General features: G+C 70.8%; 15 protein-coding genes. All 15 read right to left on the bottom strand.

Annotation, left to right across the window (positions count from 1 at the left end):
* Positions 1 to 177: 177 nt before the first annotated feature.
* The 15 genes from rho to lysA all read right to left on the bottom strand — a co-directional run bounded on the left by rho (position 178) and on the right by lysA (position 14,021).
* Positions 178 to 2,226 (bottom strand): transcription termination factor Rho, encoded by a 2,049-nt coding sequence (gene rho, locus ACWDY5_RS02840; RefSeq protein ID WP_449720661.1) that lies wholly within the window; start codon positions 2,224 to 2,226, stop codon positions 178 to 180.
* Between the two features lie 319 nt (positions 2,227 to 2,545).
* Complete coding sequence (gene thrB / locus ACWDY5_RS02835; RefSeq protein ID WP_449720660.1) at positions 2,546 to 3,475, bottom strand: homoserine kinase; 930 nt, start codon at positions 3,473 to 3,475, stop codon at positions 2,546 to 2,548.
* Between the two features lie 16 nt (positions 3,476 to 3,491).
* The gene (locus tag ACWDY5_RS02830; RefSeq protein ID WP_449720659.1) at positions 3,492 to 3,989 is read right to left on the bottom strand and encodes a hypothetical protein; all 498 of its coding nucleotides are present in this window, start codon (positions 3,987 to 3,989) and stop codon (positions 3,492 to 3,494) included.
* Between the two features lie 25 nt (positions 3,990 to 4,014).
* On the bottom strand, positions 4,015 to 4,830 hold the full coding sequence (locus ACWDY5_RS02825) for a hypothetical protein (protein ID WP_449720658.1): 816 nt from the start codon (positions 4,828 to 4,830) through the stop codon (positions 4,015 to 4,017).
* On the bottom strand, positions 4,799 to 5,110 hold the full coding sequence (locus ACWDY5_RS02820; protein WP_449720657.1) for a hypothetical protein: 312 nt from the start codon (positions 5,108 to 5,110) through the stop codon (positions 4,799 to 4,801). The genes ACWDY5_RS02825 and ACWDY5_RS02820 overlap by 32 nt, the downstream gene beginning before the upstream one ends.
* Before the next feature lie 44 nt (positions 5,111 to 5,154).
* On the bottom strand, positions 5,155 to 5,901 hold the full coding sequence (locus ACWDY5_RS02815; RefSeq protein ID WP_449720656.1) for a hypothetical protein: 747 nt from the start codon (positions 5,899 to 5,901) through the stop codon (positions 5,155 to 5,157).
* 86 nt (positions 5,902 to 5,987) lie between these two features.
* Positions 5,988 to 6,509, bottom strand: coding sequence for a hypothetical protein (locus ACWDY5_RS02810; protein WP_449720655.1), 522 nt, complete (start codon positions 6,507 to 6,509; stop codon positions 5,988 to 5,990).
* A gap of 62 nt (positions 6,510 to 6,571) precedes the next feature.
* Positions 6,572 to 7,357 carry an ESX secretion-associated protein EspG gene (locus tag ACWDY5_RS02805; RefSeq protein ID WP_252484107.1) on the bottom strand — a complete coding sequence of 262 codons (786 nt, stop codon included), beginning with the start codon at positions 7,355 to 7,357 and terminating at the stop codon, positions 6,572 to 6,574.
* Positions 7,354 to 8,592, bottom strand: coding sequence for a hypothetical protein (locus ACWDY5_RS02800; RefSeq protein WP_449720654.1), 1,239 nt, complete (start codon positions 8,590 to 8,592; stop codon positions 7,354 to 7,356). Before ACWDY5_RS02800 ends, ACWDY5_RS02805 begins: the two co-directional genes overlap by 4 nt.
* Before the next feature lie 28 nt (positions 8,593 to 8,620).
* Positions 8,621 to 8,920: a hypothetical protein gene (locus ACWDY5_RS02795; RefSeq protein WP_449720653.1), complete on the bottom strand. Its 300-nt coding sequence runs from the start codon at positions 8,918 to 8,920 to the stop codon at positions 8,621 to 8,623.
* 132 nt (positions 8,921 to 9,052) lie between these two features.
* The gene (locus ACWDY5_RS02790; protein ID WP_449720652.1) at positions 9,053 to 9,637 is read right to left on the bottom strand and encodes a DUF3558 family protein; all 585 of its coding nucleotides are present in this window, start codon (positions 9,635 to 9,637) and stop codon (positions 9,053 to 9,055) included.
* 20 nt (positions 9,638 to 9,657) lie between these two features.
* Positions 9,658 to 10,203 (bottom strand): DUF3558 domain-containing protein, encoded by a 546-nt coding sequence (locus ACWDY5_RS02785; RefSeq protein WP_449720651.1) that lies wholly within the window; start codon positions 10,201 to 10,203, stop codon positions 9,658 to 9,660.
* Positions 10,204 to 10,219: 16 nt separating this feature from the next.
* Positions 10,220 to 11,305, bottom strand: a complete 1,086-nt coding sequence (gene thrC / locus ACWDY5_RS02780) for a threonine synthase (protein WP_449720650.1) — start codon at positions 11,303 to 11,305, stop codon at positions 10,220 to 10,222.
* Positions 11,302 to 12,606 (bottom strand): homoserine dehydrogenase, encoded by a 1,305-nt coding sequence (locus ACWDY5_RS02775; RefSeq protein WP_449720649.1) that lies wholly within the window; start codon positions 12,604 to 12,606, stop codon positions 11,302 to 11,304. Before ACWDY5_RS02775 ends, thrC begins: the two co-directional genes overlap by 4 nt.
* A complete protein-coding gene (gene lysA, locus ACWDY5_RS02770) occupies positions 12,603 to 14,021 on the bottom strand; it encodes a diaminopimelate decarboxylase (RefSeq protein WP_449720648.1) in 1,419 nt (472 codons plus the stop codon). The genes ACWDY5_RS02775 and lysA overlap by 4 nt, the downstream gene beginning before the upstream one ends.
* Between the last annotated feature and the right edge of the window lie 14 nt (positions 14,022 to 14,035).

The raw sequence follows: 14,035 nt of genomic DNA, 5'->3' as shown, positions 1-14,035 counted from the left end.
GCTGACTCCCGGGCAGCACTGTTGGCGATCGGCTAACTTGGCGGATTTGTCGACTCCCAAAAAGCATCGTTCTGGGGCAACAGCGCGAACGGGTCACAATCGGGTCGTCCGTTCGGCGACAAAAAAGCGGGCGCTCCCGGCCATGGCCGAAAGCGCCCGCTTACTTACTGACGAGTATCAGTCGTCGTTCGTTCCCGGGGCGTTCTTGGAGACCGTCATCAGGAACTCGATGTTCGTGCGGGTCTTGCGCAGACGGTCCAGCAGCAGGTCGATGGCCTGCTGATCGTCCAGCGCCGCCAGCACCCGGCGGAGCTTGATGGTGACCGCCAGCTCGTCAGGGGAGAGCAGCAGCTCTTCCTTGCGCGTGCCGGAGGCGTCCACGTCGACCGCCGGGAAGGTCCGCTTGTCAGCGATCTTGCGGTCCAGCTTGAGCTCGGCGTTGCCGGTGCCCTTGAACTCCTCGAAGATGACCGTGTCCATGGTGGACCCGGTCTCCACCAGCGCGGTGGCGAAGATGGTCAGCGAACCGCCACCCTCGATGTTGCGCGCGGCGCCGAGGAAGCGCTTGGGCGGGTACAGCGCGGTGGAGTCGACACCACCGGACAGGATGCGGCCCGATGCGGGGGCGGCCAGGTTGTAGGCGCGGCCCAGCCGGGTGATCGAGTCCAGCAGCACGACCACGTCGTGACCCATCTCCACCAGGCGCTTGGCGCGCTCGATGGAGAGTTCGGCCACGGTGGTGTGGTCGCCCGGCGGCCGGTCGAAGGTCGAGGCGATGACCTCGCCCTTCACCGAACGCTGCATGTCGGTGACCTCCTCAGGCCGCTCGTCCACGAGCACGACCATGAGGTGGCATTCCGGGTTGTTCGTGGTGATCGCGTTGGCGATCGCCTGCAGCACCGAGGTCTTGCCCGCCTTGGGCGGGGAGACGATCAGCGCGCGCTGCCCCTTGCCGATCGGCATCACCAGGTCGATGACGCGCGTGGTGAGGATGTGCGGCTCAGTTTCCAGCCGCAGTCGCTCGTTCGGGTACAGCGGGGTCAGCTTGGTGAACTCCGGACGGCCGCGGACGGCATCCGGCTCCAGGCCGTTGATGGAGTCCACCCGCACCAGCGGGTTGAACTTCTGCCGCTGCTGCTCCCCGTCCCGGGGCTGGCGCACCGCGCCGGTGATCGCGTCGCCACGGCGCAGGCCGTAGCGGCGGACCAGCGACAGCGAGACGTAGACGTCGTTGGGCCCGGCCAGGTAACCGGAGGTGCGGACGAACGCGTAGTTGTCCAGCACGTCCAGGATGCCCGCGACCGGCAGCAGCACGTCGTCCTCGCGGACCTCCGTGTCACCGCCGCCACCGCCCCTGCCGCCGCGCTCCCCGCGGTCGCCCCGGTCGGTGCCGCCGCCGTCGCCATCCCGGCCACGGTTGCGCCTGCGGTCCCGGAAACGGCGTCCCCGCCGCCCCCTGCCGTCCTCGTCCTCGTCGTCCTCCACACCCTGCGGCTGACCCTGGGACGCGGCGCGCTCGCCCCGGTCCCCACGGTCACCACGATCGTTACGGTCGTTGCGGTTGCGGTTGCGGTCGTTCCGGTTGCCCCGGTCGCCCCGCTCCCCGCGCTCGCCCCGCTCGCCGCGTTCCTGCCGCTCACCGCGCTCTTGACGCGGTTGCTGCTCGGCCGGCCGCTCCCGCTGCTCGGTGGCAGCGGCGGCGGGCTGCTCCGCCTGCTCGACGGGCTTGTCGGCCTGGACCTGCTCGGGGGCGCGCTCGCGGGTGTTCCGCTGCTCGCCCTCCGGGCTCCCGGCCGGACGGGTGGCCGCCCGACGGCGGCGGTTACGCCGGGCGTTGTCGCCCCCGGCGTCGCCCTCACCAGCCGCGTTGTCCGCGGCGGCAGGGGTGGCGGCGGGCGCCGGTGGGGCGCTCTCCACCGCGGCGGCCTTCGGCGCCGGGGTGCTCTCGGCACCCAGCGCCAGCTGGCCGGTCTCGGCCTTGGCCGGCTTGGCAGCCTCGGCGCGTGGCGCCGAACCGCCGCCTTGCCGCTCCTTGATGGCAGCGATCAGATCGCCCTTGCGCATCCCACTGGTGTTGCCGATGCCCAGCTCACCAGCGAGCTGACGCAGCTCGGCGAGCACCATCCCGGAAAGGCCGCCACGACGTCGAGTCGCCGTGCCATTGGCCGAAGGGCTGGCAGCGGTCGTCTCGACCGCGTCGCCGCCCAGTAGTTCGGTTTCGCTCACGAATGTCCTTCCTGACCGGTCCCCGCCTCCTACGTGGACCAGCGGACTTGCCGCCCGACGGAACGCGGGACAGCAGGTCGTCCAGTACCGGTGAGAAGACTCGGCACAGGACTGTCAATCACCGCCTCGGTGTACCCGTCAGCGTGGATTCCGCCCTGGACGGATCGGAACCTACTTCAACGGGGATGCGACCCGGGAACGAGGCCCGGGAACGGCACCGGCGACCGTGCGCGCGGTGACTGATTGCCTCTGAGGGTAGACCCCGGGTCAGCACGGTGCAACAACCGGGTCGGTCCTGGCGTGGCGCGAAGGGCCTTGGCTACCTCGGCTTTGCTCCCTCAGACGGGTTGGCCGGACCCCCGATCGGTTCCACCACCACCCCGCCCTGGTCGATCGGCAGGGCCATCGGGGTGAACCCGGACAGGTCCGCCTCTTCGGGCAGGTGACCACCGCGGGGGAAGGCGATCACGGTGGGTCCCGCCCCGGAGACCATCGCCGGCACCCCGCTGGCCCGCAACGAGTCCACCAGCGCCATGGTCGCCGGGAAGGCCGGGCGGCGGTACTCCTGGTGCAGCCGGTCCGCGGTGCCGGGCAGCAGCAGCCACGGATCGGTGGTCAGCGCGTAGACGGCCAGCGCCGAGCGCCCCGCGGCGAAGGCCGCGTCGCGCAGCGGCACCAGCTCCGGCAACAACCCGCGTGTGGTCTTCGTCTCGGACCGCGTTTCCGGCACCAGCACCACCGGCGAGAGCTCCTCGTGCGGCTCCAGCCGGATGGCCTGGTACTGCTCGCCGTCCTGCCAGGCGATCACGATCCCGCCGTAGACACTGGCCGCGGCGTTGTCAGCATGCCCCTCGAACTCCGCGGCCAGCTGCAACACCCCGTCATCCAGCTCCCGGTCCGCCAACGCGAACCCAGCCGCCACCCCCGCCACCGCGGCCGCTGCGGAAGACCCCAGCCCCCGAGCGTGCGGAATCCGGTTCCGGCACACCAGCTCCAGCCCCACCCCGGTCACCCCGCACCGCTCCAGCGCGGCCAGCGCCGCCCGCACCACCAGATGCCGCCCATCAGCGGGAACTGAGTCAGCACCCTGGCCCTCGACCCGCACCCGGACCTCACCGGCCGGCGCGACCCGCACCTCCACCTCGTCGTAGAGCGCGAGCGCGAGACCAAGGGAGTCGAACCCCGACCCGAGGTTCGCCGTCGACGCGGGCACCGTGACCCGCACACCAGTTCCGATCCGCACCCGCACACCCTAGATAAGGTGCTCAGTGCCCTGGCCACCCGCCACGACTCCGCGCCTGGTCCGAGTCCCGTTCGAGCTTCCGGACCACAGAACGCGGTAGATCCCCGAAAAGACATCCCAAGATGAGTCCGGGAACCTGGAACAGGGGCGAAGCCGCCGGCGCGGCAACGCCGTTGATCAGGGGATAGACCAGGAAGATTATTGCGATCACGATCGCCACGACGAGAATGACGAGGCTGCCGATGTTCGCGGTCCGCCGCCAGCCAGGCAGCGCCCATCCGTCGATGTATTCGCCGCTGACCACAGCCCTGGCCCGGAACAGGAACGCCGCCGTCCAGCCAGTGCCGAGCGCGCTCAGCGGAAGCTGGACGATCACCACCTGGTAGAAACCGAAGTTGCTCCGGTTCACCGACAGCAAGAGCAGCAGCGCTAGACCGGCGAAGACCACTGCCGCGACCAGGAAGACAACGGCGGTCCTGGTCAGTCCCTTTCGCGTCCGCGCCGCGCCAGGGACGGCCACCCAGCGCCACGCCCCGGCCGGGACGCTACCGGGGTTCCCAGTCACTCTTGTCACCGTCCTTGGTGCTCGCGTCGGCGAGGTGTTCCGCCGTCGCCGAGGGCCACCGGCCGCCGGGGAGAGCACGTTCCGTGGTGACCTGTTGCAGCAGTTTCACCTGCTGGGCACGCGCTGCGTTCGCCGCCGTCGTCAACGAGTTGAGCGCCACTCCCGCCAATGTCGTGTACGCCGTCAACGCGCCGAGCGCGAACTTGATCCCGGCGGGTGCCGTGACCACCCCACCGACCGCCGCTGCGGCTATGGCCAAGGCAGCTGCCACGGACGCGACGCCGATCGCGAGAGCATTCCAGTACGCCTCGATCGCGCCAGCAAGATCACTCAGTGTGGTGTGGATCGTGGTGGCAATGGTCTTGAGCGCCACCAACGCCTCACCTTGCACAGTGACCACATCTCCGTATGCCTCAGCTGCCTTGCCGGTCCACCTGTTGTCGGTGGCCAGCGATTCTTTGCGCAGGCGACCGGACAGTTCGCTGGCCATCGCGCCGACCTGAGTGGTCCACGCCTCACCCACTGCCCGCAGCGCCGACGGACTACCGGGCACCTTGTAATAGCGCTCCAGGTCCGCCATCGACTTCTCGACCTCCTGGCCAAGCCAACCCTGACTCGCCGCGAAGCGCTGCAGCTGGTACGTGGGGTTCGCGGCTTGAGCGAACTCGAACGCGGCCCTGATCATCTCGGCGGAGCCCAGGACCTCCTGCTTGGCTTCCCTGATCGTGTTCAGGGTCGCCTCATTGTCTCTGTGAATCATGTCCTCAACCGCCCGCCCGTCGGAGACCGTGTGCACCCTCAGCGTCCTCACGCTCATAGGTCTCCGCGCTCATGCGCAGCGCCATGCCGACCTTGTCGAACTCGACCGCCGCCGACTCCAGCAACAACTCCAGGGCTTGCCGCACCTGCTCGTAGGTCGGCCCGATGATGTGGTCGAGCAGCATCGAGAACTGCTCTTCGTTCAGCGTCAGGTTCTTGACCAGGGAGTGAGCTTGGCCGATTTCTCGCGCCGCGCTGCTCCACTCACCCGCATCCGCCCTCATCGCCTCGACTGACGCACGAACCTTGTCGTCCATATCCAGAAACTCCCTCCCCGTCTTCGTGGCCGTCCGACGGGCCGCTAGCCAGGCATCCCGGCGAGCCGAAGCAGTGCCTGCGGATCCCTGGCCAGTCGCAGCACCTGGGCGACGCTCCCCGGTGGGCTCAGGTTGGCGACTCCACCTGCGGCAGCGGCCTGCTGCGCGGCTCGCAAGGCTCGACCCAGCTCCACGCCGATCTCGGTGTGGCGAGCGAACTCCACCCATCTCAGATCGACTGTGACTTCGGCGAACTGACCGTTCCGCATGGTCGCGACAACCCCGTCGTCGGGGGCGGCACCGACGAAGACCTCGGCCGCCGCTTCCGCCAACTGACGCTTGAACGCGGCGAAGTCCGCCGACCAGGCGGCGAGCACCGCACCGAGCTCATCCCAGTTCCCTGGTGAGGAGGTCGCCGCCGCACTTTCGGCGGCAAGCCGGTCGATCGAGAGCTCTGTCACGGCATCGTCGGTCGATTCGGCAAACCGCGTTGCCAGCAGGTCATTCGCCACGTTCAGCACTGCCGCGCCCAGAAGCCGGCTGGTCAATTGAGCACGCCAGGTAGGTTCCAGTTCGACCGCTTGAACCAACCCGTGCTCGTCCAGCGCCAGCCGGACCGCAGACGGATCCTCAGGTGCTGAAGTACCAGGATGCCCCGCCGCGGCGGTCTGCGGCTTCGGCCGCTCTTCCTCGTCCCAGTCCTCGGTGAACTTGCTCAGCCAGTTATCGCCGGACGGCGACATGCATCCCCCTGCGGTCCGGACCGACACCTCCCCCAGGTCGGTCCTCATCGGAGCCTAGGTGATCAGCACTCGCCCCAGCGCCCGAACCGGCGAACTCCGCTCGATCAGCGGATGAAGCGGCGGGCGGCCGGGGTTCACGACAGCCACCCGTGCTCGGTGCGCGCCCGCTCGGCCTGTTCCAGCCGCCCGCGCAGGGAGACCGCGAACAGGTACGGAGCGGGCAGGTACAGCAGGGCCACGATGCCGATGCTCGACTGCACGGACCGGATCGAGGCAGCCGCCTCCGCGCGAGCCTGGTCCACCGCCACCAGCCCGGTGACGAGCCCGGCCAGGCACACCGCCACGGCGACACCGGCGAACCAGGCGAACAGCACGTGGCACCGGGTGAGCAGTGGCAGGTGGACGTGGTTGGCCCGGACCGTTTCGCGGAGCACCAGCAGGAGCAGACCCGCCGCGATGAACAGGCTGGGTACGACCATTCCCTGCGCGGTGGAGAACCGCTCAGGCCAGGACCCGGCTGGATAGGTGAGGGAGCCCATCTCATCAAGCCCGAACCAGGCCACCAGGGCCAGCGGACCGGCGGCGATCGCCATGCCCAGCAGCGAACCCCTGGCCCGGTTGGCACCCAGCAAGAACCGCCACTCCGTCGGTGTCACGCATCCCCCCGCGCTCCGGACCGACGCCTCCCCCAGCTCGGTCCGGACCCCAGGCTAGGGGATCAGCGGTCCACGACCTCGGCCAGCAGGCTGTCGAGTTGTTCGGCGACCTTGCGGTTGTCCACGCCGAAGAAGTTGATCCAGCCGTTGCGTTCCCGGCTGCCGATGCGGCCTGCCTGGATGTCGAAGACGTTGAGCACGCTGCTCGCGCGCAGGCTGCGGCCGTACTGGTCGCGGGCGGTGGCGCCGAACTGGGCGTACAGGGTGCGGTCGGCGTCGCCTATCTCCCACAGGAGCTGGGCGTCTTCCGGGCGGACGCCGCGGCTGGTGAGGATCTGGACGAAGGCCTTGCCCTGGTCGGCGGCCTGGCTGACCGCGGACTCCAGCACGTCGGCGGCGACGGTGACCGAGCCGACGCGGCCCGGTGGGGGCTGGGGCAGCAGGCCGGCGGCCGCGGGGGCCAGGCCGGTGCTGCGGACCCAGCCGAAGCGGTACCGGTCGCCGTCGTGCACGGCCAGCACGCCGGTGTCGCCGACGGCCGAGCAGAGCGCCTTGACCTCGGGCAGGATCTGCTCGCCCACCCGCCAGGAGAACCGGATGTCGATGGACCGGTTGGGGCGGGCCAGCAGGACCAGCAGGTCCTCCAGCTCCACGTCCAACCGGCCGTCCTCGGCGCGGCCGCGCTGTTCCAGGGACGACCAGGCGAGGCGGCGGAAGTGCGCGCGTTCCTCGTCGGTGACGCCGTGGGACAGCGTGTTCAGCTCGGTGGGCTTGTCGCCCAGTCGCAGGTGCTCCCAGAGGACCTCGAACTCCAGTGCGTTCAGTTCGAGGTCGAGTGAAACGGTCACAGGCCCGGACGCTCACCGATCACCGGCGGCGCGACCAGCGTGCCCTCGCCGAAGATGTCGTCGGTCTCGATGAGGTAGTCAGGACGCTTGTGCTCCTTGTCCTCCTCGCCGTTGGCCCGCGCGCCACCGCCCATGGGACCGCCGCCCATGCCGGGCGCGCCACCACGGCCGCCGGGACCGAAGCCGCTGCCGGGACCGCCGGGGCCACCCGAGCCGATGCCGCCCATGCCGCCGGGGCCGAAGCCGGGGCGCATGCCGGCCGAGCCGCTGGCGGAGCCACTGCCGGGGCCGAAGCCGCCGGGCATGCCGCCGACCGGGACCGGGCCGAAGCTCGAACCGCCACCGGGGCCGGGAGTCGGCACCGGGTTGTTCATCGGCAGCGGCTGGTTGACCACCGGGGACGGGATGACCCGGTTCGGGTCGACCTGGTCGTTGGGCAGGTTCCGGTTCCAGTCGTCGTTGCGGCTGTTGTCGATCGGGTCCCGGTCGTCGGGGATGCCGTCGCCGTCCTTGTCGCCGGGGCGGTTGTTGTCCCGGTCGTCGTTGCGGCGGTCGTCAACCGGGTCCCGGTCGTCGGGGATGCCGTCGCCGTCCCGGTCGCCGACCACACCGCGCCGGGTCGGATCGGAGTTGTCCTGGTTGCCGCCGCGCCGGGTCGGGGTGGCGACCGGGTTGCCGACCTCGGTCTTGCCGCCGCCGGAGGCGCCAACACCGACGTCGATCGGGTCGGGCGCGACGAAGACAGGCAGGTTCGAGGTGGAGGAGAGCACCGTGGTCTCGTAGCCGCGCATGGTCTCGCGGGCCTTGCGCTCGGCGTTGTCCTTGTCCTGCTGTTCCTGCTGCTTGTCGGTCATCCCGCCGGTGAGCGAGGCCCAGCCGCGGGAGATGAAGTTGTCACTGGAGGTGACCTGCTTGGCAGGCTCGATCTTCTTCTGCGTGTCGACGAAGGTGTTCGTGCTGGTCGACGAGGTGGTCCGCATCAGGTCGGCCATGCTGGAAGCCTCGGTGGCCCACTGGTGCGCGGGCGAGACCCGCTCCTGCATCTGGTCGAAGGACTTGCCCTGCATGACGCCGGTGGCGCCCTCGAAGGCCTTCTTCACGTTCTCGCCGATCCGGCCCAGCCGCTCGGCCTGCTTCTCCCAGAGCAGATCACGACTGCTCAGGGCATAGTGCCCGCGGCCCTCGTTGATCATCTTGTGGATCTGCTCGTGGCTGTACGCGTCCCAGTTGGTCATGTCCTCACCCCAGTTGTGCCCGTGCGGCTCAGGCCCGCTTCATGGAGGAGCGGTTCGCCTGCTCCTGACGCTCGTAGTCCGCGAGGCCGCTCTTCAAGTTGGTGATCATCGCCTGAATGGAGGCGATCAACTTGTCGGCGGCGGCCACGAGCCCGGTGGGGCCGGTGGCAGGCAGGTCGAGACGCTTGGCCAGCTCGATGCTCGCGGGGTCGTTGGCGGGCGCCTCCTGGATACCGATCGCGGCGGTGTACTCCCGCAGATCCTTGGCCTCTTCCAGCTCGGCTTCCAGCTTCGCGATCAGCCCCGGCACCTCGGCCGGCTTGATCATCACTCGATCCGCCATGGGTTCCCTCCAGCAACGTCCTCCCAGACGGGACCTAGGATGTCACAACCCATGACGGCGGTTCCCCGCTTTGTCCACAGGTGAGCCAGCTCACATGACATTCGCAAATATGGCGGATCAAGTCTTGGCCGGGAGCTTCTCGATCACCGCGCTGAGCACCTTCTCGGCGAACCCGCAGGCGTCCTGGGTGACCGCGGGCATGGTCTTGTACGAGGTGAAGTAGGACCGCAGCGTCTCGGTGTCCGAGATCGCCGTGAAGACCATGCAACCACGCTGGTCGGCGCCGTCCAGGGAGCGCACGGACGGGTAGCCGGCGACCTTGCCGACCTCCAGGCCGGACCCCGCCTTGGGGGCCTCCGCGCCGAACTTCTTCAGCAGGGTGTCCCGGTAGAGCTCGACCCGCACCTCGGCGCGGCTGTTGGAATAGTTGCTCCAGGCGCAGCTGGCCGCCGCCGGCTTGGGCTTGTCCGGCAGGCCGAGGCCGCTGAGCTGGGCCGCGGGCAGGATCTCGCAGGGCGCGGTGCGGAAGGCGCCCTCCACCGTCTTGGGCTGGGTGGTGACCTTCGTCCAGTCCCCGGCGGCCGGGGCCGAGGAGGTGGGGGCCGGGGGCTGCGTCGGCGCGGGCGCCTCGCCCCCACAGGCGGTGACCAGCACCGCGGCCGACACCAGCACGGACCCGAGCAACCAACGTCGTACCGTCACGGCAGCGAGCATACGGAGGTTCAGCTGCCCGCGGGCAGCTTCCCGATGACTGCCTCGGCCACCCGCTGGGCACTCCCGCAGGCGTCCGGGACGGCCTTCGGCGCGCTGAAGGCCACGTGCAGCGCCTCGGTGGCCGACACCCCGATCCGGAACTCGCAGCCGCGCCCGTCGCCGCCTTCCTGGGCGCGCACCGCCGGGTAACCGGCGACCTTGACCACGGACACGCCTGCCGAGCCGGGCTCCCGGTCGTAGCGCTGGGCCAGGGACAGCGGGTCCAGCTCGACCAGGACCGCGGTGCCGCTGTCCTGGTCCCGCCAGGTGCAGCCGGCCGGGTCCGCCTGCGCGCTCGCGGTCGGCGGCGAGGGCAGGCCGAGGTCACGGCGCTCAGCCTCGGTCAGCGTCTCGCACGGGGTGACCCGGAAGTCCTTGTCCACCGACTTGGGGCTGCCGACCCTGGTCCACTCCTTGACCACCGTGCTGGTCTCCGGCCCCGGCTGCGCGGCGGTGCAGGCCGCGGTCAGGCCGGTCCCCAGCACCGCCAGCAGCGCCCAGCGGCGGAGAGCCATCGCGGGGACCTCCGGCTCAGCCGAGCTCGAGCGCGGCGGCCACCGCGCCGGGGTCCACCGCCAGCGGCTCGACCTCGGTCATGCCGAGCAGGGCGGTGTCCGGGTCCTTGAGGCCGTGGCCGGTGACCGTGCACACCACCAGCGAGCCCTTGGGCAGCCTGCCGTCCTCGGCGGTGGCCAGCAGGCCGGCCACGCTGGCGGCGGAGGCCGGTTCCACGAACACGCCCTCGCGGGCGGCCAGCAGCTTGTAGGCGGCCAGGATGTGCTCGTCGGAGAGCGCGTGGAACAGGCCGTCGGACTCGTCCCTGGCCTCGACCGCGCCGGTCCAGGAGGCCGGGCTGCCGATCCGGATGGCGGTGGCGATGGTCTCCGGGTTGGCCACCGGGTGACCCAGCACCAGCGGGGCCGCGCCCTCGGCCTGGAAGCCGAACATGCGCGGGGTCGCGGCCACCACGCCGTCCGCGGCGTACTCGCGGTAGCCCTGCCAGTAGCCGGTGATGTTGCCCGCGTTGCCCACCGGCAGGCAGTGGATGTCCGGGGCCCGGCCGAGCACGTCACAGACCTCGAACGCGGCCGACTTCTGGCCCTCGATGCGCACCAGGTTCACCGAGTTGACCAGGTAGACCGGGTGCGCGGAAGCGGTCTTGCGGGCCAGCTCCAGGCAGTCGTCGAAGTTGCCGTCGACCTGCAGGATGCGCGCGCCGTAGGCCACCGCCTGGGCCAGCTTGCCCAGCGCGATCTTGCCGCGCGGCACCAGCACCGCGCTGGTCAGCCCGGCGCGGGCGGCGTAGGCGGCGGCCGAGGCCGAGGTGTTGCCGGTGGAGGCGCAGATGACCGCCTTGCTGCCCTCAGCCTTGGCGTAGGTCATGGCCACGGTCATGCCGCGGTCCTTGAACGAGCCGGTCGGGTTGACGCCCTCGATCTTGAGGAAAACCTGGCAGCCGGTCAGCTCGGACAGGTGCGCCGCGGGCAGCAGCGGGGTGCCGCCCTCGTGCAGGGTGATGATCTCCGCGCCCTTCGGCACCGCGATCCGGTCCCGGTAGGCGTTGATGATCCCGGGCCAGCCCGGACGCGTCGACGCGTCAGCAGCAAGCGTGGTCACAGTTGCTCACCCTCCACCCGCATCACGGCGGCCACCTCACGGACGATGGGCAGCCCGGCGATCTTCTCCACGGTGGAGCGCAGCGCCTCGTCCGGCGCCATGTGCGTGACCACGACCAGGTTGGCCGAGCCCTCGCGGCCCTCCTGGCGGACCGCGGCGATGCTCACGCCGTGCTCGGCGAACATCGCGGCCACCTGGGTCAGCACGCCCGGCTGGTCCTCGACCTCCAGGCTGATGTGGTACGCGGTGAGCGTCTCGCCCATCGGCCGCACCGGCAGCTGGGCGTAGGCCGACTCACGCGGGCCCCGGCCGCCGAGCACCTTGTTGCGGGCCACCGCGACCAGGTCGCCGAGCACCGCGCTGGCGGTGGGCGCGCCACCGGCGCCAGGGCCGTAGAACATCAGCTGACCGGCCGCCGCGGCCTCCACGTACACCGCGTTGAACGCGCCGTTCACGCTGGCCAGCTGGTGGGTGCGCGGGATCATCGCCGGGTGCACGCGCACCGAGACGCTCTCCGCGCCGTCCTCGCCGACCACCCGCTCGCAGATGGCCAGCAGCTTGACCGTGCGGCCGAGCAGCCTGGCCGCGGCGATGTCGGAGGCGGTGACCGAGGCGATGCCCTCGCGGTAGACGTCGGAGGCGGTGACCCTGGTGTGGAAGGACAGCGAGGCCAGGATCGCGGCCTTGGCCGCGGCGTCGAAGCCGTCCACGTCCGCGGTCGGGTCGGCCTCGGCGTAGCCCAGCCGGGAGGCCTCCTCCAGCGTCTCGCCGTAGCCCGCGCCGGTGGCGTCCATCGCGGAGAGGATGTAGTTGGTGGTGCCGTTGACGATGCCCATCACCCTGGTGATCTGGTCACCGGCCAGCGACTCGCGCAGCGGGCGCAGCAGCGGGATGGCCCCGGCCACCGCGGCCTCGAAGTACAGGTCGGCGCCGGAGGCGTCCGCGGCGGCGTAGAGCTCCGCGCCGTGCTCGGCCAGCAGCGCCTTGTTCGCGGTGACCACCGACTTGCCGTTGGTCAGCGCCGTGCCGAGCAGCCCGCGCACCGGGTCGATGCCGCCGATGACCTCGACGATCACGTCGGCGTCCCCGTTGACCAGGGCGGCGGCGTCGGTGGTCAGCAGCTCGGCAGGCACGTCGGTGTGCTTGTGCGGGCGGCGGACCGCGATGCCGGTCAGCTCGACCGGGGCGCCGATGCGCGCGGCGAGGTCCTCGGCCTGCTCGCGGAGCAGCCGCACCACCTCGGTGCCGACGGTCCCGCATCCGAGCAGCGCGACTTTGATCGGCTCTCCGCCGTTGGTCACAGCACCTCCAGGCGCAGCAGGTCGTCCTCGGTCTCGCGGCGCAGCACCAGCCGGTGCTCGCCGTCGCGCACGGCGACCACGGCCGGCCGGGGCAGCCGGTTGTAGCTGCTGGCCATCACGTAGCAGTAGGCCCCGGTCGCGGCCACCGCGACCAGGTCGCCCGGGGCGATGTCCTCGGGCAGCCAGCAGTCTCGCACCACCACGTCACCGGACTCGCAGTGCTTTCCCACCAGCCGGGACAGCACCGCCTCCGACTCGACCTCGCGGGAGACCAGGCGGCAGTCGTAGACCGCGTCGTAGAGCGCGGTGCGGATGTTGTCGCTCATGCCGCCGTCCACGCTGACGTAGCGGCGGACGGACCCGCCGGTCACCGTGACGTCCTTGATGGTGCCCACCTCGTAGAGGGTCACCGTGCCCGGCCCGACGATGGCCCGGCCCGGCTCCACCGCGACCTTGGGCGTGGGCAGCCCGGCCAGCTCGCACTCCCGCGCCACGATCGCGCGCAGCTGGTCGGCCAGCTTCGACGGCGGCGGCGGGTCGTCCTCGGCGGTGTAGGCGATGCCGAGGCCGCCACCCAGGTCCACAGTGGACAGTGCGGCCAGCGCGTCCGCGCCGTGCTCCTTGTGCAGCTCGGCCAGCAGCCCGATCACCCGGTGCGCGGCGATCTCGAAGCCGTCCGCCTCGAAGATCTGCGAGCCGATGTGGCTGTGCAGGCCGACCAGGCGCAGGCCATCGGCGGCCAGCACCCGGCGGACCGCCTCGGCGGCGTCCCCGGAGGCCAGCGAGAAGCCGAACTTCTGGTCCTCGTGCGCGGTGGCGATGAACTCGTGCGTGTGCGCCTCGACACCGACGGTGACCCGGATCAGCACGGACTGGACGATCCCGGCCTCCCGGGCGACCTGGTCCAGCCGGGCGATCTCGTGGAAGGAGTCCACCACCACGGTGCCCACCCGGCCCTGCACCGCGGCGCGCAGTTCAGCGACGGACTTGTTGTTGCCGTGGAAGGTGATCCGCTCGCTGGGGAAGTCCGCGCGCTGGGCCACGGCCAGCTCGCCGCCGCTGCAGATGTCCAGGCTCAGCCCCTCCTGGGCCACCCAGCGGGCGATCTCCACGGAGAGGAAGGCCTTGGACGCGTAGTGCACCAGCGTCGGGTCGCCGAAGGCCTCGGCGTGCTCGGCGCAGCGCGCGCGGAAGTCCGCCTCGTCCATCACGAACAGCGGCGTGCCGTAGGTCTCGGCCAGCTCGCGCAGGTCGGCCCCGGCCACCCGCACGGCGCCGTCCGGCCCGCGTCTGGCGTTCCTCGGCCACACGGACTCGGGCAGCTCGCCGAGCGCGGCGGCGGTGGACGGCCGGGGTCCGGCCGTCGCGGGAACAATGACGTCAGCGTGCCGAGGACCGGCGGGGTGTGCCCTCACGGTCGTTAATCCTC

This window comes from Crossiella sp. NPDC003009, assembly GCF_053591555.1.
The sequence above is the reverse complement of the archived record's forward strand: the minus strand, read 5'-3'. Positions and strand labels throughout refer to the sequence as shown.

Bases quoted from the DNA above. Each gene is read 5' to 3' on its own strand.
- ACWDY5_RS02800 (WP_449720654.1), bottom strand. From the start codon at position 8,592: ATGACCAACTGGGACGCGTACAGCCACGAGCAGATCCACAAGATGATC.
- ACWDY5_RS02785 (WP_449720651.1), bottom strand. From the start codon at position 10,203: ATGGCTCTCCGCCGCTGGGCGCTGCTGGCGGTGCTGGGGACCGGCCTG.
- ACWDY5_RS02815 (WP_449720656.1), bottom strand. From the start codon at position 5,901: ATGAGGACCGACCTGGGGGAGGTGTCGGTCCGGACCGCAGGGGGATGC.
- ACWDY5_RS02820 (WP_449720657.1), bottom strand. From the start codon at position 5,110: ATGGACGACAAGGTTCGTGCGTCAGTCGAGGCGATGAGGGCGGATGCG.
- ACWDY5_RS02795 (WP_449720653.1), bottom strand. From the start codon at position 8,920: ATGATCAAGCCGGCCGAGGTGCCGGGGCTGATCGCGAAGCTGGAAGCC.